The following is a 23,150-nucleotide window of genomic DNA, read 5'->3' as shown; positions in this document are numbered from 1 at the left end:
ATGGAGACCAACCTCATCAACTTGCGCGATACCCTGCAAACCATCGAACGCTTGCGTCAGGAGAGCTATCGTCAGCACGGCACCCTTAAATCGCCGCAGTTCTTCGCCGAACGCCAGCGCCCGCTCGCGCAGTTGGATGCTCATCTGTTGAACTCCACGCGTCTGCGCGGCGAAACCACTCTGGGCGATCATCCCAAGCTGAAAACGGCGCTTGGGATTTCCAGACGAAGTTTGGTGCACCACTGGGACAAGGCCGGGGCGCCGGGGCAGATTCCGGGGTATTCAGCTCATGTGGAGGCGATCAGTCGTGCGGCCGGTACATGACGACGGGTGGCGGGATCGCTGGCGAAGCTATGGGGGAGAAAATCTACGAGGTTACTCAGCCATGACCAGTATCGACACGTGGTCGCCCTGGGTTGCAATATTTTTCCTGGGGGCACCTGCCCTGCTATCTGCTGTTGGCCTTGCGTACAGCCTGTACTTGAGCCACCGCTACATCGAGGAGATAAAGGATGCATTAAAGAACAGCCGTTATATCTATCTCTGGGGGCCGAGTCTGGGCAAACGAGGCTTGATTTTGTCCCTATTGGAGATCGCAAAAATCGCCGGAATGATGACGTGGCCGAAAGCGTACATTCGGATTGGAGATTTAAACCCTGTGGACTTTGAGAACTTCCCAACCCACCTAAAACATCGTCTGTTGGCCAATATGGCGATAGCGTTCATTGCGTTACCTTGGGCGATAGTTGCAGCTGTGCTGGTGGCGTTCAGGTGATCCGGACCGGGCCTCGCCAGAGGCCCGTTTATTGGGGTTGGTCAAGTGGACGTGCCCAATTGGAACCTCACGGCACCAACCGACACCCCTGCCGCTCCCCCAACCACCGCGCCGTGTGCGTGCGCCCCAGCCCGCTCGCCGTCACTTCACTACGCTCCGGGCTATCCCTGAACGCACTGGTGGGCACGTACTGCTTCACATAACCCCGGCAATAGTCAGCTGGATTGTTCGCTACATAGCGGCACGAGCAGTACTCCTTGGCGGTGTAGGCCGCAATGATGTCGGGGAAGGCTTGCAGGTTGACGCGCTCGTGCCACACCCAGCCGAGCAAGGCGAGCAACAGCAGCAGAAACAGGCTGGTAAACGGCCGACGACGGATCATGGCTGCACCGCCGCGAGCACGCGTTTGAGCAGTTCGTTGTGGCGATAAGTACCGTCGCGGTCATCGCCGTAGCGCACGATTACTAAATGTTCGGCGGGCATCACGTACAGCGCCTGGCCCCAGTGGCCAAGGGCGGCGAAGGTGTCGGCGGGGGCGTCGGGCCAGGGCCTTGGGGTGCCTTGGTTAAGCCACCACTGGCCGCCGGGGACGGCTTCGTCCCGGCCGGTTTTGTATTTATCGAACGGCTGGCGGTAGTGCAGGCAGACGCGATTGATGGGATGTCATCAGAATCTTCCTAAGGCTTTCAAGGAAATGTCCGACTGTACTTTTGGCAATGACAACTTCAGGGTAGCGAGGCAATAGACCTAAACACTGTTTTTCATCGTTTTTATAACTGCGACCATGTTCGACACAACAGATGAAACGCACACGCAATACACCTCCGGATCAGGAAACCCCATATGACTTCACCCAGCGATTTGCTTTATACCAACGAGCTTACGTCTGAACTTCTTTGCGTGTTGGAAACATCACCATTTACCCAGCAACAGCTCAGTACATTCAACGTCCAAGCCATGGCAATTGTTACTCAACAGCAGACATTCGCCAAAGCGCACCCTCCCATCGCTATTTACCGAATGGCCGCCGAAGGTAGTCAAACCCGTCGTGGCGGGGTGGTTAAACAAGCGACTGGCTCCGTGGAGTTTAAGTTGGACAACGATCAGCAAGTACGCGCAGCGCGTACAGGTGATTACGTTGTATATCCAGACGGCGCCCAGGCACAAATCATAACGGGCGCGGGTAAAGGCAATAACAACGTTGCGTTGGTGGGCAGCTATTTGAGCAATGGCGACGAGATCATCAATACACCCCAAGGCGCTGCGCTGATTATTCGACGTAAAGGTGTAGAGAAGGCAGAAGATTTTTTGCCGCCCTTTGAAAAAGCCGCCTCAACACTTGGCACGGTTTAACGGGCGCGACGTATTACCCGGCTTCAACTTAACAAATTGGAGAACAAAATGCGTGAAGGTTATTACATCGGACTTGGCGACAAAACCACGTGCGGCGGAACAGTTCTGGATGGTGATCCAAGAGTGAACATATACGGTCTCCTACATGCTTGCGAAGGTGACCAAGTTACATGTGGGAAGCATAAAGGTATTTATAAAATACTCGGTGGTATCTCGCATATTGAAAGCCATGGCAGACGTATGGCTGGCACGCTGGACAGCTTCAGTAGTTGCCCCTGCCGGGCCAAATTCATTCCCTCGGTATACACCGCGACTTACAGCAACGAAGGTTATGAAGCGCCAGCAACCAGGCGAGCCGTTGAACCGGCATCTTCGACGCTGACCGGCCGCCCCGACACACCGCAACAATCTACCTATGCCCCTTCTCACACGTTGGCGCCTTCAGCATTTAACGGGCTGCCGGGCCAGGAGCCCGGTTTCTACGTCGTACCCAAGAGCATGAGTCGAGAAGCGTTGGAGAACGTGCTGTTCCCCGCACCTGATCCCGACGTAATGAGGAAGTTTCAAGCCCTCAATCCCAAAACTGGCGACGTAAAAGCCGGCGCCATGATCGTGCTTGGCGATCCAAATAACACCTCCTGTAGTTATCAGGAAGCACAACTGATGCAGGCCGCTCAACACGTGGACGCATCGCTGGATTCCCTGACCCCAGATGAAGCTGACTTTCTGTATAGACACGGCGCAGAAATCGCCAGCTTCATTGGTCATACCTCAACCTGGCTTGGAGTGAGCGCAATGGTGATGGAAAAGCACCTGACGAACCTGCGCGACACACTCCAGGCCATCGAGCGTTTGCATCAGGAAAGCTATCGTCAGCATGGCCACCTTAAATCGCCGCAGTTCTTCGCCGAACGCCAGCGCCTGCTCGCGCAGTTGGATGCTCATCTGCTGAACTCCACGCGTCTGCGCGGCCAGACTACTCTGGGCGATCATCCCAAGCTGAAAACGGCGCTTGGGATCTCCAGCCGAAGCTTGGTGTATCACTGGGACAAGGCCGGGGCGCCGGGGCAGATTCCGGGGTATTCAGCTCATGTGGAGGCGATCAGTCGTGCGACCAAGTACATGAAGACGGGCGGTTATATTGGCATTGGTATTGGCGGTGCGTCGTCGTTGCTGGCTATTCAGCAGGTGTGTAACGGCGGCTCTTCGGCAGCCTGTGAGAAGGTCAAATTTACGGAAGCGGGAAAATTTGGCTTGTCCACTGCCGTTGGTGTTGTGTCTGGGAAGGCAAGTGCACTTGCTAGTGGTCCGATCTGCGTGGCGCTTGGTGTTTCCACAGGGGTAGGGGGTGTAGTCTGTGTTGCAGCCGTCGTAGGGATTGGCGTATGGGTGGGGACGACAGGTGGCGGGATCGCTGGCGAAGCTATGGGGGAGAAAATCTACGAGGTTACTCGGCCATGACCAGTATCGACACTTGGCCCCCCTGGATTGCAATCATTTTTATTAGTGCCCCTGGCCTCCTCGCAATTGCCGGTACTGGATACAGTCTTTACCTGAGCCGCTACCACCTAAGGATAGTCTGAAGTAGGCCGCTATTTTTCGACTGCTGAGCCATAGGCGCTTTCAAAAAACGGCAGCCGTTCAAAACCGATCACGTCTGCCGCCTATTCCATCCATTTTTTCCGCTGAACGCTCCTCGCAGCAGCTATTTCCCTCATTACGGACGCACCTCTCCTGCGCTGGAGAGCAAATATCGACGCGCCATCCAAAGGTTCGACAGGGCGAACAGCGTCACCATCTGAGAAGTGTTTTTCACCAAGCCTCGGAAACGCACTTTCGTATAACCAAACTGACGCTTGATCACTCGAAATGGATGCTCAACCTTGGCGCGAACCTGGGCCTTGGCTTTCTCGATCTTGCGCATCGCTTTGTACAGCGCGCTGCGTTTACCGTGTTTTTTGTAGGTACTGCGCCGGGCTGCGATCTGCCAGATGACGTGGCGTCCCGCATGCTCTTCGCGCTTCTCGACACCGGTATAGCCTGCATCGGCGCAGACCACGTTCTCAGCACCGTGTAGCAGTTTGTCGACTTGGGTTATGTCCGCGACGTTGGCCGCAGTGATCACCACGCTGTGCACCAGCCCTGACTCATCGTCGACACCAATGTGAGCTTTGGCACCGAAGTAATACTGGTTACCTTTCTTGGTTTGATGCATCTCAGGGTCGCGTTTGCCGTCCTTGTTCTTGGTCGAACTGGGCGCATGAATCAGCGTGGCATCGACGATGGTGCCTTGTCGCAGCGACAAGCCACGGTCGCCCAGATAGCCATTGATCACGCCGAGAATACCAGCGGCCAACTCGTGCTTTTCCAGCAGGCGACGGAAGTTGAGGATGGTAGTTTCATCTGGGATCCGCTCCAGGCTCAGACCTGAAAACTGGCGCAAGATCGTCGTCTCGTACAGCGCTTCTTCCATCGCAGGATCGCTGTAACCGAACCAGTTCTGCATGAGATGAACCCGCAGCATCGCCATCAAAGGATAGGCCGGACGCCCCCCTTCGCCCGTCGGGTAATGAGGTTCGATCAGGGCAATCAAACCCTTCCAGGGTACGACACGATCCATCTCGATCAGGAACAATTCCTTGCGGGTCTGCTTGCGCTTACCGGCGTACTCGGCATCGGCGAAGGTCATTTGCTTCATTGAAAAGCTCGGCGATTGGTGTCCGGAGATTTTGCCAAATCAGGAAGTCTTTTTCAGGATTTCCCTAAACGCCATAAGGGAGGCCTTAAAGAACAGCCGGTATATTTATCTTTGGGGGCCGAGTTTAGGGAGGCGGGGCTTAATTTGGTCCCTATTGGAAATTGCAAAAATTGCCGGAATGGTTTTGTGGTCAAAGGCATATATACAGATGGGAGATGTAAACCCTGCTGATCTTGAACATTTCCCGCCTTATCTGAAAAGGCATCTGATTGTCGATACGGCACTGATGCTTGCCTCCTTAGCGTGGTTGACAGTTGTAGTCATTCTGTTGGAGCTCAGGTAAACACGTTGGGCGATCATCCCAAGCTGAAAACGGCGCTTGGGATCTCCAGCCGAAGCTTGGTGTATCACTGGGACAAGGCCGGGGCGCCGGGACAGATTCCGGGGTATTCAGCTCATGTGGAGGCGATCAGTCGTGCGACCAAGTACATGAAGACAGGCGGTTATATTGGCATTGGTATTGGTGGTGTGTCGTCGTTGCTGGCTATACAACAGGTGTGTAACGGTGACTCTGAGGCGGCTTGCGAGAAGATCAAATTTACTGAAGGTGGGAAATTCGCCGGTTCCACTTTTGGTGGCGCACTAGGTGGTGCGATATCGGGTTATGCCAGTAGCTCAATCTGCTTGGCGATTGGCGTAGCTACAGGAGGTATAGGAGGCGTTGTCTGTGTCGCGGCCGTAGTGGGAGCGGGCACATGGGTGGGTACGACGGGCGGAGGGATGGGAGGCGAATACATGGGTGAAATGATTTACAAGACTAGGCAACCATGACGAGTATCTACACGTGGTCTCCCTGGATCGCGATAATTGTTAGCGGCGGCCCGATTCTGCTTGCCGCGTTGAGCCTTGCATACAGCCTCTACCTGAGTCACCGTCATATGGATGCTATAAAGGAGGCCTTGAAGAACAGCCGTTATATTTATCTTTGGGGACCGAGCCTGGGTAAACGTGGCTTGATTTGGTCCCTGTGGGAGATATCAAAAATCGCCGGAATGGTGGTGTGGCCGAGGGCGTCTATTATTATCGGTGAACTGGACCCAGTCGATCTCAAAAACTTTCCACCTCACCTGAAACGACGTCTGATCGTCAATATGTCTATGGCGCTCACTGCCTTCAGCTGGATGATAGCTGTAGCCATTGTATTGAAGTTTAGATAGAACCGTAAAAATGGAACACATTCAACAAAGACCAATGCCGTGATGGGCGCGGACACGACAAATCTAAGGCCTCACCACTACGGAATGTCACGCCCACTCACGGCACCAACCGACACCCCTGCCGCTCCCCCAACCACCGCGCCGTGTGCGTGCGCCCCAGCCCGCTCGCCGTCACTTCACTACGCTCCGGGCTATCCCTGAACGCACTGGTGGGCACGTACTGCTTCACATATCCGCGGCAATAGTCAGCTGGATTGTTCGCTACATAGCGGCACGAGCAGTACTCCTTGGCGGTGTAGGCCGCAATGATGTCGGGGAAGGCTTGCAGGTTGACGCGCTCGTGCCACACCCAGCCGAGCAAGGCGAGCAACAGCAGCAGAAACAGGCTGGTAAACGGCCGACGACGGATCATGGCTGCACCGCCGCGAGCACGCGTTTGAGCAGTTCGTTGTGGCGATAAGTACCGTCGCGGTCATCGCCGTAGCGCACGATCACCAAGTGTTCGGCGGGCATCACGTACAGCGCCTGGCCCCAGTGGCCAAGGGCGGCGAAGGTGTCGGCGGGGGCGTCGGGCCAGGGCCTTGGGGTGCCTTGGTTAAGCCACCACTGGCCGCCGGGGACGGCTTCGTCCTGGCCGGTTTTGTATTTATCGAACGGCTGGCGGTTGAACGCGACCCAGGCCTTGGGCAGCAATTGCTCATCGCCCCAGCGCCCATCCCGCGCCATCAGCAGGCCGACGCGCGCCAGGTCGCGGGCGGTGAGATAGGCATAGGACGAAGCGACGAAGGTCTCGTCGGCGTCGGTTTCCCAGGTGGCGCTGCGAATCCCCAACGGTTTGAACAGCGCGTCCCATGGATAACTCATGTACGCCTTGTGGCCGAGCATCCCTTTGAGCGCGGCGGAGAGCAGATTGCTGTCGCCGCTGGAATAGCGGAACACCTGGCCGGGACCGCTGAAGGCGTCCATATCCGCCGTAAACGCGGCCATATCGCTGCGACCACGGGTGTAGAGCATCGCCACCACCGAGGATTTGAGCGGCGCGTATTCGTAGTCTTCCTGCCAGTCGAGGCCCGACGCCCAGTGCAGCAGGTCGGCCATGGTCACCGCCTGGTGTTGCTTCATCGGTGGGTAAAAGCGCGCCACCGGGTCGGTGAGTTTGAAGCGATTATCGCCATAGGCCACGCCGAGCACAGTGGCCATCAGGCTCTTGCTGATGGACCAGGTGAGGTGCGGCGTGCTCGCCGTGGTAGGCGCGGCATAGCGTTCATAAATGATCTGCCCGTCGCGGATCACCAGCAGTGCATCGGTGCGGATGCCTTGGCGGGTGGCATCGTCACGCGGGGGGAAGGCGTAGGTCTCGAGGGCGTCGACGGCAGGGCCGACAAGTGGCGTGCCCTTGGTCCAGTCCTTGTCGGGCCAGTTTTCGGCGCGGGCGATAACGGTGACGAACAACAGGGCAACGCACAGCAAGCCTCTGACCATGGACACAAACTCAAGGGGGCATTCAAGCCCGCGAGCCTAGCCCAGGCCGATGACAGATTGGCGACAGTCGGTGCTGTCATCCAAGCGTCACCATAACTTCATGGAGATGACACCGGGGGTACATAGCCTGAGTTTGGACAAACAAGTCGACCGGCCGGTAAGTGGCCGGCACTCGGAGATTCGCCATGACTCAGATCGCCCGCATCAGCGACACCGGCAATGAACGCCGTCTGCAAGCCGAACGCCTGGTTGGCGCGAAAGCTTTGCAGGAAGCCCAGGCCCTGCGTTTCAACGTGTTCAGCGGCGAGTTCAACGCCAAGCTGAAAGGTGCGGAACAGGGTCTGGACATGGATGACTATGATGTTCACTGCAGCCATATCGGCGTGCGGGACTTGAACAGCGGTCGATTGGTCGCCACCACCCGTTTGCTCGACCATCAGGCCGCCAGCACCCTGGGGCGGTTCTACAGCGAAGAAGAATTCAGCCTGCACGGCTTGCTGCACCTGCAAGGCCCGATCCTGGAGATCGGCCGCACCTGCGTCGACCCGGCCTACCGCAACGGCGGCACCATCGCTGTGTTGTGGGGCGAGTTGGCCGAAGTGCTCAACGAGGGCGGCTACAGTTACCTGATGGGCTGCGCGAGCATCCCGATGCATGACGGTGGCATCCAGGCCCATGCGATCATGCAGCGCCTGCGCGAACGCTACCTGTGCAACGAACACTTGCGCGCCGAACCGAAAAAACCCCTGCCGGCACTGGACCTGCCATCCAACGTCATCGCCGAAATGCCGCCGCTGCTCAAGGCGTATATGCGCCTGGGTGCGAAGATCTGTGGCGAGCCGTGCTGGGATGAAGACTTCCAGGTCGCCGACGTGTTCATCCTGCTCAAGCGCGATGAGCTGTGCCCGCGTTATGCACGTCACTTCAAGGCGGCCATGTGATGGGCCGCCTGCGCGTCTACGGGCGCATTGCCCGCGTATTAGTGGTGGTGGCGCTGGGCCTGAGCATGGCCAGTGTGTTTGGGCTGTTCGAGCGCCTGGGCGTGGCCAACTCGATGGTGCGGCGCCAGCGCTGGTCGCGGTTCTTTATGGCGCGACTGACCAACGCCCTGCCCTTTCGCGTGACGGTGCACGGTTCGCTGCCGACGCAGCCGATGCTGTGGGTGAGCAATCACGTGTCCTGGACCGACATTCCGTTGCTGGGCGCTGTGGCGCCGATGTCGTTTCTGTCCAAGGCCGAAGTGCGCACCTGGCCGGTGGCCGGTTGGTTGGCGGCCAAAGCCGGCAGTCTGTTTATCCGCCGGGGTTCGGGCGACAGCCAGTTGATCCGCAAACAGATGACCCGTCATCTGGAGCAACAGCACCCCTTGTTGATGTTTCCGGAAGGCACCACCACCGACGGGCGCAGCCTGCGCACCTTTCACGGGCGCTTGCTGGCCAGTGCGATCGACGCGGATGTGTGCCTGCAACCGGTGGCGATTCGTTATGTGCGCGACGGCCAGGTGGACCCGCTGGCACCGTTCATTGGCGATGATGATTTGCTCTCGCACCTGATGCGCTTGTTTGCCAATGATCAGGGCGACGTGGAAATCCACATACTCAAGCCGATCGCCTGCGCCGGCCAGGAACGTGCGGCGCTGGCGTATCAGGCGCAGCAAGCGGTGCAGAAGGCGTTGTTCGGGCCGTTGCCGGAGGCAGAGCACCTGGCGGCGCGACCAGCCTTCGCCGCTTGACGCGGGCATGGTCAGAAAGGTGGGAGGGGCGACCCGCCTCCCACCTTTAGTTTTGTGTGATCAGTTGAGACTGTGCGAATTCCTGCAATTGAGGGTAGAAGCGCCGGAAGTCTTCACTCAGCGGTTCATATAAAAGCCGCAACTCCTGCATCGCATGTCCCAACGCTTCCGGCTGCGTCAGCCGCCGCGAAATCCCCCGCAACACCTGCTCCATCACCGCGAACTCACGGTACGAGCCCAACCAATCCTGGGCCGCCATATAAGGCGCAATCTGCGCCAAGCGCCCCGGCAACTCCGGTTCGGCCTGCAGCACGCGGTACACCTGCGACGTGAAGTGCGCCAGCGGCTGGTCGGCATACAACGCCCAATCCCGCGCCAGGCAATGATCGAAAAACACGTCGACGACGATCCCGGCATAGCGCCTGCGGGTGAGGCTGAAGCGCGACAACGCCTGCCCCACCAGTGGATGAGTGTCGGTGAAGCGGTCGATGGCGCGATGCAACTGGATCGCCGCCTCGATCGGCGGGCTGAACTGCCCTTGCAGGCGGCCTTTGACGAAGTCGCCATAGAGGCTGCCCAGCAGTTGCGCAGGAAGTTGGCCGCCCAAGTGCAGATGTGCGAGATAATTCATGGCGCGCAGTCTAGCACTGCCATCAACGTATCGTTATAACCCGATATACCGATTTAGCCTGACATCAGATCGAAATCATATTGGTATATCGGGATATTACGATTTAAAGTTCGCTTCATCGCGATATAACGCTTTACGACACCGAGCGACTGCCATGTCCATTGACCTCGACGAAATAATAAAAGCCCTGGCGCACCCAGTACGACGAGACATCCTCACCTGGCTGAAAGACCCGAAGGTGCAGTTCCCCGAGCAACTGCATAACCACGAATACGGCATCTGTGCCGGGCAGATCGACCAGCGCTGCGGCTTGTCCCAGTCGACCGTGTCGGCCCACCTCGCCACGTTGCAACGGGCGGGACTGATCAGCAGCCAGAAGGCCGGGCAATGGCACTTTTTCAAACGCAATGAGGAAGTGATCCAAGCCTTCCTCACGGCGTTTATCACTGAACTCAGCGCTGACATCCGCGCGCCGCTGTAAAGGACACGACAATGCCCCTCTCGCTACTCATCCTGGCCCTGAGCGCCTTCGCCATCGGCACGACCGAGTTCGTCATCATGGGCTTGTTGCCCGATGTGGCGACGGACCTCGGCGTGTCGATCCCCGGCGCCGGCTGGTTGGTTACCGGTTATGCCCTGGGCGTGGCGATTGGTGCGCCGTTCATGGCATTGGCCACCGCCAGGCTGCCACGCAAAGCCGCCTTGGTAGCGTTGATGGGTATCTTCATCGTCGGCAACCTGCTCTGCGCCCTGGCCAGTGATTACAACGTGCTGATGTTTGCCCGTGTGGTCACCGCGCTGTGTCACGGCGCTTTCTTTGGGATTGGTTCGGTGGTTGCCGCCAACCTGGTCCCGGCCAACAAACGTGCGTCGGCGGTGGCCTTGATGTTCACCGGTCTGACCCTGGCCAATGTGCTTGGCGTCCCGCTGGGCACCGCGCTGGGCCAGGAAGCCGGCTGGCGTTCGACCTTCTGGGCGGTCACGGTGATTGGCGTTGTCGCGCTGATCGGCCTGATCCGCTTCCTGCCGGCCAAGCGTGACGAAGAAAAACTCGACATGCGCGCCGAACTGGCCGCCCTCAAAGGCGCCGGCATCTGGCTGTCGCTGAGCATGACGGCGCTGTTCGCCGCGTCCATGTTCACCCTCTTCACCTACGTTGCGCCGCTGCTGGGCGATGTCACTGGCGTGTCGCCCAAGGGCGTGACCTGGACCCTGCTGCTGATCGGCCTGGGCCTGACCGTGGGCAACATCATCGGCGGCAAGCTGGCCGACAAACGCCTGGCCGCTACGTTGGTCGGTGTGTTTATCAGCATGGCGGTGGTGTCCACGGCGCTGAGCTGGACCAGCGTCGCGCTGATCCCGACTGAAATCACCTTGTTCCTGTGGGCCACCGCGTCGTTTGCCGCCGTCCCGGCGTTGCAGATAAACGTGGTGACCTTCGGCAAGGCCGCACCGAATCTGGTGTCCACCTTGAATATCGGCGCCTTCAACATCGGCAACGCCCTCGGCGCCTGGGTCGGCGGCAGCGTGATCGCCCACGGTTTCGGCCTGACCAGCGTGCCGCTGGCAGCAGCGGCCCTGGCGGTCCTGGCACTGGTGGTGACCCTGATTACTTTCCGTCAGAGCGGCGACGCCGATCTGGCTCCTGCGACCAACTGATCAACTCAATTGAAGGGTGTTATCCCATGACGACTATTTTCGATCCGATCACACTGGGCGACGTGCAGCTGTCCAACCGCATCATCATGGCGCCGCTGACCCGCTGCCGCGCCGATGAAGGTCGCGTGCCCAACGCGCTGATGGCCGAGTACTACGTGCAACGCGCCTCCGCCGGGCTGATCCTCAGCGAAGCCACCTCGGTAGCGCCGCTGGGCGTGGGCTACCCGGACACGCCGGGTATCTGGTCCAACGACCAGGTGCGCGGCTGGGCCAACGTGACCAAGGCCGTGCACGGTGCGGGCGGCAAGATCTTCCTGCAACTGTGGCACGTGGGGCGTATTTCCCATCCGTCGTACCTGAACGGCGAAGCCCCGGTGGCGCCGAGCGCGATCCAACCCAAAGGGCATGTGAGCCTGGTGCGCCCACTGGCCGACTACCCGACCCCACGTGCGCTGGAGACCGCTGAAATCGCCGACATCGTCGACGCTTACCGCACCGGTGCCGAAAACGCCAAGGCCGCAGGCTTTGACGGCGTGGAGATCCACGGCGCCAACGGTTACCTGCTCGATCAGTTCCTGCAAAGCAGCACCAATAAACGTACCGACAACTATGGTGGCTCCCTGGAAAACCGCGCACGCCTGTTGCTCGAAGTGACCGACGCGGCCATCGAAGTCTGGGGCGCTGGCCGTGTGGGTGTGCACCTGGCACCGCGTGCCGATGCCCACGACATGGGGGACGATAACCTCGCGGAAACCTTCACCTACGTCGCCAGCGAACTGGGCAAGCGCGGCATCGCCTTTATCTGCTCCCGTGAAAAGGAAGGGGCGGACAGCCTCGGCCCGCAACTGAAAAAAGCCTTCGGCGGCGCGTACATCGCCAACGAAAGCTTCACCAAGGACAGCGCCAATGCGTGGCTGGCCGCCGGCAAGGCCGATGCGGTGGCCTTCGGCGTGCCGTTCATTGCCAACCCGGACCTGCCGGCGCGTCTGAAGGCCGATGCCCCCTTGAATGAAGCTAATCCGCAGACCTTCTATGGCAAAGGCCCGGTGGGCTACATCGACTACCCGACCCTGGCGCTGTGACGTAACGCGCTAAAACGACAAAGCCCCGGCTCTCGCGAACCGGGGCTTTTTCACTGGGGCAGGAAACACTGCTTCACAGAACCGCAACAAATTCCCTACAAAATACTTAGGCGGCTACCTATCAACCGCCCGCCAGCCCGTATATAAAGTCACCCCACCGATCAGGCATAAGGACGATTGACTGTCCTTAGGCTTTACTGTTGACACAGCCCGCGGCAATTACGCATTTTGTCTCAATTGCGCAGGCTGGGGCTAAAGCGCAGCATGTCCAGCCCTGCATCCACCCAGCGTTCGGCTTCCTGGTGTAATTGGAAGCTGTCGGGGACCAGCAGCCACTGGCCAATCAGCCCATTGATGTAAGCATGCAGGCACACCGCGCCGCGGGTGGTGTCGAGGTTTTCCGGAAGTTGCCCACGGTGCACCGCGTTACGCAGCGTCAATCCGATGCGCAGGTTGCATTCCAGGCTGTGGGTTTGGCGCTGGCGGCGCATGTCGCACATTTCATCGGTGAATTCGCACTTATGAAACAAGATCTCGTTGATGCGCCGGGTTTTCGGGTCCAGGGCCACTTGATGAAACAGATGAATCAGCAGTTTGCGCATACAGCCCAGCGGGTCGATTTCGTCTTCGCTTTCGCTGGCCCTGGCCAACTCGTCCAACGGCTCGTGCAAGGTGTCGAGCAGTGCCTGCAACAGATCGGACTTATTGCTGAAATGCCAGTAAATCGCGCCTCGCGTCACGCCCGCCAACGCGGCAATGTCCGCCAGCGTCGTGCGTGCAACGCCGCGTTCATAAAAGGCTTGCTCGGCGGCATCGAGAATCTGGCTGCGCGTTTCTTGAGCTTCCTCTTTGGTGCGACGGACCATGGCAGTACAACCTCAATCAGGACACTTGAGACTATCGTTAACGCAACGTTAATAGATGCAAACGATGATCTGAATATTTGTGGGACGACACCATCATGGGCGCCGAACGTAATGGAATCGAGGCTGCAGGCGTTGCTTTGTCAACAACACGCGAAGCCTGTCAAGAGTTTACAAACAACCATGAACGTAAGTATATTGCGTAGCAAGCTACTTATCCACTCACGGCTCGTTTTTTACCCTTTCACCTTTCTTGTGCGCAGCCTGCGCGCCTGACCCGAGGATCTTCATGCAACTTAAGCCAGCTGTTACCGCTCTGGTCACTGCCGTCACCCTGGCATCGCTGCTCAGCGGATGTAAAAAGGAAGAAGCGGCTCCGCCCGCTCAAATCCCTCAGGTCGGCGTGGTCACTATTCAACCGCAAGCCTATACCCTCACCTCCGAACTGCCAGGCCGCACCACCGCCTACCGCATCGCGGAAGTTCGTCCACAGGTCAACGGCATCATCCTCAAGCGTCTGTTCAAGGAAGGCGCCGATGTGAAGGAAGGCCAGCAGCTTTATCAGATCGACCCGTCGGTCTACGAAGCGACCCTGAAAAGCGCACAAGCCACCCTGACCCAGACCAAGTCGATCACCGACCGCTACAAACAGTTGGTCGATGAGCAGGCCGTCAGCCGTCAGGAATACGACACCGCTGTCGCCAACCGCATGACCGCCGAAGCAAACGTGCAAACCGCCCAGATCAACGTGCGTTACACCAAGGTGTACGCGCCGATTTCCGGGCGTATCGGTCGCTCCGCCGTCACCGAAGGCGCACTGGTCAGTAACGGCCAGGCGGATGCCATGGCGGTGATCCAGCAACTGGACCCGATCTACGTCGATGTCACGCAGTCTTCTGCCGAGATGCTCAAACTGCGCCGCGACCTGGAAAGCGGTCAGTTGGAAAAAGCCGGTGCCAACGCCGCCAAGGTCAAGCTGACCCTGGAAGACGGCAGTGATTACGGCCAGGACGGCAAGCTGGAGTTCTCCGAAGTGTCGGTCGACCAGACCACCGGTTCCGTGACCCTGCGCGCAGTGTTCCCCAACCCTGACCACGTCTTGCTGCCTGGCATGTTTGTCCACGCCCAACTGCAGGCCGGTGTGAACAGCAAGGCGATCCTGGCACCGCAGCAAGGCGTGACCCGCGACCTCAAGGGCACACCAACGGCGCTGGTAGTCAATGCCGATAACAAAGTCGAGCAACGCGAGCTGGTGGCCAACCGTACCGCCGGCGCTTACTGGCTGGTGGAAAAAGGCTTGAACGCCGGTGACCGCGTGATCACCGAAGGCCTGCAGTACGTCAAGCCGGGCGCGGAGGTCAAGGTCAAGGAAGCTGACAACGCCAAACCCGCCGGTTCCGCTGCTCCTGCCGCCGCTGCCGGCAAAGGGGAGTAATCCATGTCGAAATTTTTTATCGACCGTCCCATTTTCGCCTGGGTAATTGCTCTGGTGATCATGCTGGTCGGGGCACTGTCGATCCTGAAGTTGCCCATCAACCAATACCCGGCCATTGCGCCCACCGCCATCGACATCCAGGTGACCTACCCAGGCGCGTCCGCACAAACCGTGCAGGACACCGTGGTGCAGGTCATCGAACAACAGCTCAACGGTATCGACAACCTGCGTTATGTCTCCTCGGACAGTAACTCCGACGGCAGCATGACCATCACCGTGACGTTCAACCAGGGCACCAACCCGGACATCGCCCAGGTTCAGGTGCAGAACAAGCTGAACCTGGCCACCCCACTGCTGCCGCAAGAAGTACAGCAGCAGGGTATCCGCGTGACCAAGTCGGTGAAGAACTTCCTGATGGTGATCGGTCTGGTGTCGGAAGACGGCAGCATGACCAAGGACGACCTGTCCAACTACATCGTGTCCAACATCCAGGACCCGATTTCCCGGACGCCGGGTGTGGGTGACTTCCAGGTCTTCGGTTCGCAGTACGCCATGCGGATTTGGCTCGACCCGGCCAAGCTGAACAACTATCAGCTGACCCCGGTGGACGTCAGCACCGCGATCGCCGCTCAAAACGTGCAGGTGGCCACCGGCCAATTGGGCGGTTTGCCCGCCCTGCCCGGCACCCAGCTGAACGCGACCATCATCGGCAAGACTCGCCTGCAAACCGCAGAGCAGTTCGGCAACATCTTGATGAAGGTCAACACCGACGGTTCCCAGGTCCGCCTGAAAGACGTCGCGCGTATCGAACTGGGCGGCCAGACCTACAGCATCAGCGCGCAGTTCAACGGTAACCCGGCGTCGGGTATGGCGATCAAGCTCGCCTCCGGTGCCAACGCCCTGGACACGGCCAAGGCCATTCGCGCAACCGTGAAGTCCCTCGAACCGTTCTTCCCGCCAGGCATGAAGGCGGTGGTGCCGTATGACACCACCCCTGTGGTCACCGAATCGATCTCCGGCGTGGTGCACACCCTGGTCGAAGCCATCGTGCTGGTGTTCCTGGTGATGTTCCTGTTCCTGCAGAACTTCCGCGCCACCATCATCACCACCATGACGGTACCGGTGGTACTGCTGGGGACCTTCGGGATCCTGGCGGCGTTCGGTTTCACCATCAACACCCTGACCATGTTCGGCATGATCCTGGCCATCGGCCTGCTGGTGGACGATGCCATCGTCGTGGTGGAAAACGTCGAGCGGGTAATGGCCGAGGAACATCTGTCGCCGAAAGAGGCGACGGTCAAGTCCATGACCCAGATCCAGGGCGCCCTGGTGGGTATTGCCCTGGTGCTGTCGGCGGTACTGCTGCCGATGGCGTTCTTCGGTGGTTCCACCGGGGTGATCTACAAACAGTTCTCCATCACCATCGTTTCGGCCATGGCGTTGTCGGTACTGGTTGCCCTGATCTTCACCCCGGCCTTGTGCGCCACCATGCTCAAGCCGATCGACCCGGAAAAACACGGCCAACCCAAGCGCGGTTTCTTCGGCTGGTTCAACCGCACCTTCGACCGTGGCGTACTGAGCTACGAGCGCGGTGTGGGCAACATGATCAAGCACAAGATCCCGGCGTTCCTGGTCTACCTGCTGATCTTCGCCGGCATGATCTGGCTGTTCATGCGCATCCCTGCCGCGTTCCTGCCCGACGAAGACCAGGGCGTGATCTTCGCCCAGGTGCAGACCCCCGTCGGCTCCACCGCTGAGCGTACGCAAAAAGTCATCGACGACATGCGGATATTCCTGCTCAACGACAAGGAAGGCGAGCCAGGCGAAGGCAAGGGCGTGAAATCGGTATTTACCGTCAACGGCTTCAACTTCGCCGGCCGTGGCCAAAGCTCCGGTCTGGCCTTCGTGATGCTCAAGCCATGGGATGAACGCGACGCGTCGACGTCGGTGTTCGAAATCGCCAAGCGTGCCCAAGGCTACTTCATGCAGACCTTCCAGGACGCCATGGTGTTTGCGATCGTGCCGCCTTCGGTACTGGAGCTGGGTAACGCCACCGGCTTCGACGTGTTCCTGCAAGATCAGGGCGGCGTCGGCCATGACAAGTTGATGGCCGCGCGTAACCAGTTCCTGGGCATGGCCGCACAAAGCAAGATTCTTGCAGGCGTGCGTCCTAACGGGGTGAACGATGAGCCGCAGTACGAACTGACCGTCGATGACGAAAAAGCCAGTGCCCTGGGCATCACGCTGTCGAACATCAACCAGACCCTGGCGATTGCCCTGGGTGGCAGCTACGTCAACGACTTTATCGACCGTGGTCGCGTGAAGAAGGTGTACGTACAAGGCGAAGCCGCCAGCCGCATGTCGCCCGAAGACCTGAACAAATGGTACGTGCGCAGCGACTCCGGGAAGATGGTGCCGTTGTCGGCCATCGCCTCGGGCAAATGGATCTACGGTTCGCCGAAACTCTCGCGCTATAACGGTGTGGCGGCGATGGAAATCCTCGGCACCCCGGCACCGGGTTACAGCACCGGTGACGCGATGACTGAAGTCGAACGCATCGCCAAGCAATTGCCGGCGGGTATCGGCTACGCGTGGACGGGCCTGTCGTACGAAGAACGTCTGTCCGGCTCCCAGGCACCGGCCTTGTACGCCCTGTCGCTGCTGGTGGTGTTCCTGTGCCTCGCGGCGTTGTACGAGAGCTGGTCGATCCCGATCGCGGTCGTGTTGGTGGTGCCGCTGGGTGTGGTGGGGGCGTTGATCGCCACCAGCATGCGCGGCTTGTCCAACGACGTGTTCTTCCAGGTGGGCCTGTTGGTGACGGTGGGCCTGGCGGCGAAAAACGCCATCCTGATCGTAGAGTTCGCCAAAGAGCTTCACGAACAAGGCAAGGGCATCGTCGAAGCGGCCATCGAGGCATCCCGCATGCGTCTGCGTCCGATCATCATGACCTCCATGGCGTTCATCCTCGGCGTACTGCCGCTGGCGATCTCCTCGGGTGCCGGCTCAGGCAGCCAGCATGCGATCGGTACCGGCGTGATTGGCGGTATGATCACGGCGACTGTCCTGGCGATCTTCTGGGTCCCGCTGTTCTTCGCCACTGTGTCCGCCGCCGGCGAGCGTAAAAAGACTGAACCCAAGCACACTTCTAAAGAGGCTGGCCAATGAGCAAGTCGCTACTTTCCCTAGCCGTCACCGCCTTCGTGCTCAGTGGCTGCTCGTTGATACCTGACTACCAGCGCCCCGAAGCGCCGGTGGCGGCGCAGTTCCCGCAGGGTCCGGCGTACTCGCCGGCCCAGGCGCCGAACCAGGCCGCTGCCGAGCAGGGCTGGAAGCAGTTTTTCCATGACCCTGCCCTGCAACAGCTGATCAAGACCGCACTGGAAAACAACCGTGACCTGCGTGTCGCGGCGCTGAACATCGATGCCTATGCCGCGCAGTACCAGATCCAGCGCGCCGACCTGTTCCCGGCCGTCTCGGCCACGGGCAGCGGCAGCCGTTCGCGTACGCCGGCCAAACTGTCGCAGACCGGTGAAGCGACCATCGCCAGCCAGTACTCGGCAGGCCTGGGCATCAGTTCCTACGAGCTGGACCTGTTCGGCCGCGTACGCAGCCTGAGTGAAGAAGCACTGCAAAAGTACTTCGCCACCGAAGAGGCACGGCGCAGCACCCAGATCAGCCTGGTGGCCAACGTGGCCACCGCGTACCTGACCTGGCAGGCCGACAAGGAACTGCTCAAGCTCACCCAGGACACCCTGGGCGCGTACGAGCAGAGCTTCAAGTTGACCTCGCGCAGCAACGAAGTCGGCGTGGCCTCGGCCCTCGACCTGAGCCAGGCACGCACCTCGGTGGAAAACGCCCGCGTCGCCCTGGCGCGCTATACCCGCCAGGTGGCCCAGGATGAGAACAATCTGACCCTGCTGCTGGGCACCGGTTTGCCGGCGAATATCGCCAGCAAGCCGCTGTCCGATGACCTGCTCAGCGAAGTGCCGGCCGGGTTGCCATCGGACCTGCTGCAACGTCGTCCCGACATCGTGCAGGCCGAGTACAACCTCAAGGCAGCCAACGCCAATATCGGTGCAGCCCGTGCAGCGTTCTTCCCGAGCATCACCCTGACGGCCAGCGCCGGCACCGCCAGCCCGACCCTGGGCGGCCTGTTCAAGGGCGGCTCGGGCACCTGGTCGTTCGCCCCGCAGATCAACATCCCGATCTTCAACGCCGGTAGCCTGCGCGCCAGCCTGGACTACTCGAAGATCCAGAAAGAGATCAACGTGGCCAACTACGAGAAAGCCATCCAGACTGGCTTCCAGGAAGTCTCCGACGGCCTGGCCGCCCGTGAGACCTACAAGCAACAGCTGGATGCCCAGCGCGGCTTCGTGGCAGCCAACCAGGATTACTACCGCCTGGCCGAGCGTCGCTACCGCATCGGTGTCGACAGCAACCTGACCTTCCTCGACGCCCAGCGCCAACTGTTCAGTGCCCAGCAATCGCTGATCACCGACCGCCTGGCGCAGCTGACCAGCGAAGTCACCCTGTACAAGGCCCTCGGCGGCGGTTGGAACGAGCAGACCGCAAAGAATGAGCCATTGAAAGAAGAAGCCCCGGCGTTGAAGTTGTTCTGATTAGCGCTGCTGTAAACAAAAAACCGCCTCCCTTACTGGAGGCGGTTTTTTTATGCCGACTGATCGATGCCCATCAGGACTGGCTCGCCACCTGAACTCCGCTCGCCCCCAGGGGCTGTGCAGTCTTGCTTTCGCTTCAACCTTTCAGGTTAAAATTGGTTACAGATTCTTACCGACCACAGAGGGAGCTTGTCGTAATGATCGTAGGAATCGACCTGGGGACCACCCACAGTCTCGCCGCCGTCTGGCGCGGTGACGCCACCGAATTGGTGCCCAATGCCCTTGGCCAGTTGCTGACCCCAAGCGTGGTCGGGCTGGATGATCAAGGCCGTGTCCTGGTGGGCCAGGCTGCCAAAGAGCGCCTGCACACTCACCCGCACCTGACCACCTCGCTGTTCAAGCGTTTCATGGGCAGCGCCACCGAAGTGCGCCTGGGTGATCGTTCGTTTCGCCCCGAAGAGCTCTCGGCGCTGGTGCTCAAGAGCCTCAAGGAAGACATCGAACGCACCTACGGCCATACCGTCACCGAAGCTGTGATCAGCGTGCCCGCCTACTTCAGCGACGGCCAGCGCAAAGCCACGCGGATTGCCGGCGAACTGGCCGGGCTCAACGTTGAAAAACTGATCAACGAACCCACAGCCGCCGCCCTCGCCTACGGCCTGCATCAGCGTGACAAGGAAACCTCGTTCTTGGTGTTCGACCTCGGCGGCGGCACCTTTGACGTGTCGATCATTGAGCTGTTCGACGGCGTGATGGAAGTACGCGCCAGTGCCGGCGACAACTTCCTGGGCGGCGAAGACTTCGACACCCTGCTGCTGGAGCACTTCGTCGACAGCCAGCGCAATGCCGCCGGCTTCCCGCCCACCAGCAGCGTGCTGCACGCGCTGCGCCGCGAAGCCGAGCGCGTGCGCAAAGCCCTGGGCCAGGACGACAGCGCTGAGTTCGCGCTGCGCATCGACGGCCAGCAATGGGTACAGACCATCACCCAGCAGGAACTGGCCAAGCTTTACACGCCGCTGCTCGAACGCCTGCGCGCGCCCATCGAACGTGCCCTGCGCGATGCGCGGATTCGCGTCGGCGACCTGGATGAAATCCTGCTGGTCGGCGGAACCACGCGTATGCCGTTGGTGCGCAAGCTCGCCGCCGGCCTGTTCGGGCGCTTTCCATCCATCAGCCTCGACCCGGACCAGGTGGTTGCTCACGGCGCCGCGATCCAGGCCGCACTCAAAGCCCGTTCGGCGGCGCTGGAAGAAGTGGTGCTGACTGACGTGTGCCCCTACACCCTGGGTATCGAGACCTCGAACCAATACGGCGGCCATATCGAAAGCGGCCACTACCTGCCGCTGATCGAACGCAACAGCAGTGTGCCGGTGAGCCGGGTCAAAAGCGTGGTGACGCTGCACGACAACCAGAGCCAGGTGCTGTTGAAGATCTACCAGGGTGAAAGCCGCCTGGTCAAAGACAACATCGAACTGGGCCAGTTGGAGATCGACGTGCCCAAGCGCAAAGCCGGTGAAGTCTCGCTGGACGTGCGCTTCACCTACGACAACAACGGCCTGCTGGAAGCCCAGGTGAACATTCCCCTCACCGGCGAGCAACATTCGCTGGTGATCGAGAACAACCCCGGCGTGCTCAGCCCGCAGGAGATCCAGCAACGCCTGCAAGCCCTGGCGCAGTTGAAGGTTCACCCGCGCGACCAGCAAGTCAACACGGTGCTCACCGCACGCCTGGAACGGCTCTATCAGGAAAACCTCGGTGAGTTGCGTGAGCAACTGGGCCACTGGGCCGCGCAGTTCCAGCAGGTGCTCGACACCCAGGACGAGCGGCGCATCCGTGAAGCGCGCAGTGAACTGACCCGGCAACTGGAGCAATTGGACACCGGGTTCTGGCGCTGAGGGGAGCACGACATGGACTGCTGGACCGTACTGCAACTGCCGCAAGACGCCGACGAGCGCACCATCAAGCGTACCTACGCGCGGTTGCTGAAAAGCTGCCGCCCGGATGACGACCCGGCCGGTTTCCAGCGCCTGCGTGAAGCCTATGAATACGCGTTGAGCGAGGCGCGCTGGCGTGCTGACAGCGAGGACGAAGCAAACGTCGAGGCGCCAGCGGTCGAACAGGCCTACGGCAACCTCAACGACCTGGCCGAGCTGATGGACATCCGCCCCCTCAGCCCTGCCCCGTTCGAAACACCGAACCTCGCCGACGCCCTGCTCAGCGGCCTCAACACCCACAACCTTGACGAGCGCTGGGCACAGGCCCGGCAACAGGCCTGCACCGACGCGTTCCAGGCCGGTCTGCTGCGCCATTGCTTCGACGCCCCCGGCGAGCGCAGCGCCATCGCCCAATGGGCCGTGCAACACCTGGACTGGCTGACGCCGTGGCAACACGTGGCCATGACCCCCTGGCAGCACGAAGCGCTGACAGGCGAGCTGCTGCAGGACTACCGCCGTGTCTTGCAGGAACTGCTGGAACACAAGGCCGAACGCGAGTTCATCAGCCAACTGACGGCCTACAACAACCAACCGTGGCTGCGGGTGTTCGACCTGCAACAGCAGTGGCAACGCATCATTCTGCACCTGCTGCATGACACGCAGTGGAGCGTGCCGCTGTTCGAACGGGTGTGCCAGGCATTTGGCTGGGACGATCAGAAAGGCGTGTATCCGGAACCGGCCTGGATGTGGCGCGAACTGGTGTCGCGTTGCGAGCAGGAAAGCTTCTACGCCCACCTGCAAGACAAGGCCCACGATCCGCGACGCACCTCTGCCGACGCCTTTGCCGCGCGCCTGTTGCTGACGCCCATGACGGCCACCCAACAGAAAAACATGATCGACGGGTTTGGCGATAACGAGTGGAATGCCTGCCAGCACCTGGCCCAAACCCTGACCTGGCGCTACCCGCAATTGATTGAACGCTTGCCTCAGGCCGATGTGTTTTTCTGGCGCAAATTCGTACCGAGGCCGATCTACACCCAGGTGTTTATCCGACTGTGGGCGATCTTCGCCCTCGCCATCGGCTTGAACATCGCCCACGACACACCAGGCAAACTGGACATGATGTCGGTGTTCCTTTTCATGCTGATGTCATTCGTGCCGGCCCTTGTCGCCTTTCGTGTCACCCAGTTCTGGGCGGTCATGAGTTCGGTATACCGGGTGCCGGATATCTGGCTGAGCCAGTACCTGATCCCTAAACGACTCAATCCCAACGACTATTGGCTGGTGATTCGCCACGGCGTGCCCCAGGCAATCATGCTGATCGCCTGCGGCCTGATGCTCGGCATACTCGGCGCAGTGACCTATGCCGGCGCGCTGCTGATCAACCTGCTGCACACAAAACGCATCGGCCGGATGAGCCAGAAATTCAGTGAAGGTTATCCCTGGCTGAACGGCCTGCATTGGGCATTCTGGAGTCCCCTGCAAGCGGTGTTCGTGGTGGTGATGGTGGCGCTGATCGTCGCCGCCCAGCATTACTTGCCGGCGATCCCCTGGACCCACTTCACCCCGCCCAAGTCCTGAGCTGCCGCAACCGGGCCTCAGCGCCCGGCAACTTGCGTTCGATCATCGCCCACAACCCGCCCAGCCCCGATTGAACCGCCCCCGCACCG

The 23,150-nt window shown here is 60.0% G+C and carries 22 protein-coding genes and 1 pseudogene; 16 read left to right on the top strand and 7 right to left on the bottom strand.

Translation table 11 applies throughout. The features are described 5' to 3' along the window. Nucleotides 1–324 (top strand): hypothetical protein, encoded by a 324-nt coding sequence (locus PSH59_RS06790; protein WP_305394614.1) that lies wholly within the window; start codon nucleotides 1–3, stop codon nucleotides 322–324. A gap of 61 nt (nucleotides 325–385) precedes the next feature. Beyond that, a complete protein-coding gene (locus tag PSH59_RS06785; protein ID WP_305394613.1) occupies nucleotides 386–775 on the top strand; it encodes a hypothetical protein in 390 nt (129 codons plus the stop codon). 67 nt (nucleotides 776–842) lie between these two features. On the opposite strand, the gene PSH59_RS06780 is transcribed toward PSH59_RS06785, so the two are convergent. Both PSH59_RS06780 and PSH59_RS06775 read right to left on the bottom strand, forming a co-directional pair. Then, nucleotides 843–1,157: an amidase gene (locus PSH59_RS06780; RefSeq protein WP_248084116.1), complete on the bottom strand. Its 315-nt coding sequence runs from the start codon at nucleotides 1,155–1,157 to the stop codon at nucleotides 843–845. Beyond that, a pseudogene (locus tag PSH59_RS06775) lies at nucleotides 1,154–1,408 on the bottom strand (serine hydrolase); the annotation flags it as partial. The pseudogene PSH59_RS06775 and the gene PSH59_RS06780, both read right to left, overlap by 4 nt. Nucleotides 1,409–1,618: 210 nt before the next feature. Between PSH59_RS06775 and PSH59_RS06770 the strand changes: the two are divergent. Both PSH59_RS06770 and PSH59_RS06765 read left to right on the top strand, forming a co-directional pair. Continuing rightward, complete coding sequence (locus PSH59_RS06770) at nucleotides 1,619–2,128, top strand: hypothetical protein (RefSeq protein WP_305394612.1); 510 nt, start codon at nucleotides 1,619–1,621, stop codon at nucleotides 2,126–2,128. A 48-nt stretch (nucleotides 2,129–2,176) separates the two neighbouring features. Then, entirely contained in the window at nucleotides 2,177–3,589 is a 1,413-nt protein-coding gene (locus tag PSH59_RS06765) for a PAAR domain-containing protein (protein ID WP_305394611.1), read from the top strand. A 256-nt stretch (nucleotides 3,590–3,845) separates the two neighbouring features. Here the strand turns inward: PSH59_RS06765 and PSH59_RS06760 are convergent, their stop codons facing one another. Next, complete coding sequence (locus PSH59_RS06760) at nucleotides 3,846–4,826, bottom strand: IS5 family transposase (RefSeq protein WP_305393501.1); 981 nt, start codon at nucleotides 4,824–4,826, stop codon at nucleotides 3,846–3,848. A 348-nt stretch (nucleotides 4,827–5,174) separates the two neighbouring features. Between PSH59_RS06760 and PSH59_RS06755 the strand changes: the two genes are divergently transcribed. After that, the gene (locus tag PSH59_RS06755) at nucleotides 5,175–5,657 is read left to right on the top strand and encodes a hypothetical protein (protein ID WP_305394610.1); all 483 of its coding nucleotides are present in this window, start codon (nucleotides 5,175–5,177) and stop codon (nucleotides 5,655–5,657) included. Continuing rightward, nucleotides 5,654–6,043 carry a hypothetical protein gene (locus tag PSH59_RS06750; RefSeq protein ID WP_248083984.1) on the top strand — a complete coding sequence of 130 codons (390 nt, stop codon included), beginning with the start codon at nucleotides 5,654–5,656 and terminating at the stop codon, nucleotides 6,041–6,043. The genes PSH59_RS06755 and PSH59_RS06750 overlap by 4 nt, the downstream gene beginning before the upstream one ends. A 97-nt stretch (nucleotides 6,044–6,140) precedes the next feature. Here the strand turns inward: PSH59_RS06750 and PSH59_RS06745 are convergent, their stop codons facing one another. Then, nucleotides 6,141–6,455, bottom strand: coding sequence for an amidase (locus tag PSH59_RS06745; protein WP_248084116.1), 315 nt, complete (start codon nucleotides 6,453–6,455; stop codon nucleotides 6,141–6,143). Further along, complete coding sequence (locus PSH59_RS06740) at nucleotides 6,452–7,525, bottom strand: serine hydrolase (protein ID WP_305394609.1); 1,074 nt, start codon at nucleotides 7,523–7,525, stop codon at nucleotides 6,452–6,454. The genes PSH59_RS06745 and PSH59_RS06740 overlap by 4 nt, the downstream gene beginning before the upstream one ends. A 185-nt stretch (nucleotides 7,526–7,710) precedes the next feature. Here PSH59_RS06740 and olsB point away from each other — a divergent pair, with 185 nt between their 5' ends. Next, nucleotides 7,711–8,466, top strand: a complete 756-nt coding sequence (gene olsB, locus PSH59_RS06735) for an L-ornithine N(alpha)-acyltransferase (protein WP_248083986.1) — start codon at nucleotides 7,711–7,713, stop codon at nucleotides 8,464–8,466. After that, nucleotides 8,466–9,257: a lysophospholipid acyltransferase family protein gene (locus PSH59_RS06730; protein ID WP_305394608.1), complete on the top strand. Its 792-nt coding sequence runs from the start codon at nucleotides 8,466–8,468 to the stop codon at nucleotides 9,255–9,257. The genes olsB and PSH59_RS06730 overlap by 1 nt, the downstream gene beginning before the upstream one ends. Nucleotides 9,258–9,303: 46 nt before the next feature. Here the strand turns inward: PSH59_RS06730 and PSH59_RS06725 are convergent, their stop codons facing one another. Next, the gene (locus PSH59_RS06725) at nucleotides 9,304–9,888 is read right to left on the bottom strand and encodes an ACP phosphodiesterase (protein WP_248083988.1); all 585 of its coding nucleotides are present in this window, start codon (nucleotides 9,886–9,888) and stop codon (nucleotides 9,304–9,306) included. 154 nt (nucleotides 9,889–10,042) lie between these two features. On the opposite strand from PSH59_RS06725, the gene PSH59_RS06720 reads away from it, so the two are divergent. The 3 genes from PSH59_RS06720 to PSH59_RS06710 are packed head-to-tail and all read left to right on the top strand — an operon-like array spanning nucleotide 10,043 to nucleotide 12,629. Continuing rightward, nucleotides 10,043–10,369, top strand: a complete 327-nt coding sequence (locus PSH59_RS06720; RefSeq protein ID WP_248083989.1) for a helix-turn-helix transcriptional regulator — start codon at nucleotides 10,043–10,045, stop codon at nucleotides 10,367–10,369. Nucleotides 10,370–10,380: 11 nt separating this feature from the next. Beyond that, on the top strand, nucleotides 10,381–11,547 hold the full coding sequence (locus PSH59_RS06715) for an MFS transporter (protein WP_305394607.1): 1,167 nt from the start codon (nucleotides 10,381–10,383) through the stop codon (nucleotides 11,545–11,547). Nucleotides 11,548–11,573: 26 nt separating this feature from the next. Beyond that, the gene (locus PSH59_RS06710) at nucleotides 11,574–12,629 is read left to right on the top strand and encodes an alkene reductase (protein WP_248083991.1); all 1,056 of its coding nucleotides are present in this window, start codon (nucleotides 11,574–11,576) and stop codon (nucleotides 12,627–12,629) included. Nucleotides 12,630–12,862: 233 nt separating this feature from the next. On the opposite strand, the gene PSH59_RS06705 is transcribed toward PSH59_RS06710, so the two are convergent. Continuing rightward, entirely contained in the window at nucleotides 12,863–13,495 is a 633-nt protein-coding gene (locus PSH59_RS06705) for a TetR family transcriptional regulator (protein ID WP_248083992.1), read from the bottom strand. A 286-nt stretch (nucleotides 13,496–13,781) separates the two neighbouring features. Here PSH59_RS06705 and PSH59_RS06700 point away from each other — a divergent pair, with 286 nt between their 5' ends. The 5 genes from PSH59_RS06700 (at nucleotide 13,782) to PSH59_RS06680 (ending at nucleotide 23,061) form a co-directional block, all read left to right on the top strand. Next, nucleotides 13,782–14,927 (top strand): efflux RND transporter periplasmic adaptor subunit, encoded by a 1,146-nt coding sequence (locus PSH59_RS06700; protein ID WP_248083993.1) that lies wholly within the window; start codon nucleotides 13,782–13,784, stop codon nucleotides 14,925–14,927. A gap of 3 nt (nucleotides 14,928–14,930) precedes the next feature. After that, nucleotides 14,931–18,092 carry an efflux RND transporter permease subunit gene (locus tag PSH59_RS06695; protein WP_305394606.1) on the top strand — a complete coding sequence of 1,054 codons (3,162 nt, stop codon included), beginning with the start codon at nucleotides 14,931–14,933 and terminating at the stop codon, nucleotides 18,090–18,092. After that, nucleotides 18,089–19,546: an AdeC/AdeK/OprM family multidrug efflux complex outer membrane factor gene (gene adeC / locus PSH59_RS06690; protein WP_248083995.1), complete on the top strand. Its 1,458-nt coding sequence runs from the start codon at nucleotides 18,089–18,091 to the stop codon at nucleotides 19,544–19,546. The genes PSH59_RS06695 and adeC overlap by 4 nt, the downstream gene beginning before the upstream one ends. A gap of 197 nt (nucleotides 19,547–19,743) precedes the next feature. Further along, the gene (locus PSH59_RS06685) at nucleotides 19,744–21,441 is read left to right on the top strand and encodes a molecular chaperone HscC (RefSeq protein ID WP_248083996.1); all 1,698 of its coding nucleotides are present in this window, start codon (nucleotides 19,744–19,746) and stop codon (nucleotides 21,439–21,441) included. Nucleotides 21,442–21,453: 12 nt separating this feature from the next. Continuing rightward, nucleotides 21,454–23,061, top strand: a complete 1,608-nt coding sequence (locus tag PSH59_RS06680) for a J domain-containing protein (protein WP_305394605.1) — start codon at nucleotides 21,454–21,456, stop codon at nucleotides 23,059–23,061. Nucleotides 23,062–23,150 lie beyond the last annotated feature (89 nt).

The sequence above is a fragment of the Pseudomonas sp. FP2309 genome, assembly GCF_030687575.1.
Lineage (GTDB): Bacteria > Pseudomonadota > Gammaproteobacteria > Pseudomonadales > Pseudomonadaceae > Aquipseudomonas.
Note: the sequence above shows the minus strand (reverse complement) of the source record. Positions and strands in the feature narration are given on the sequence as shown.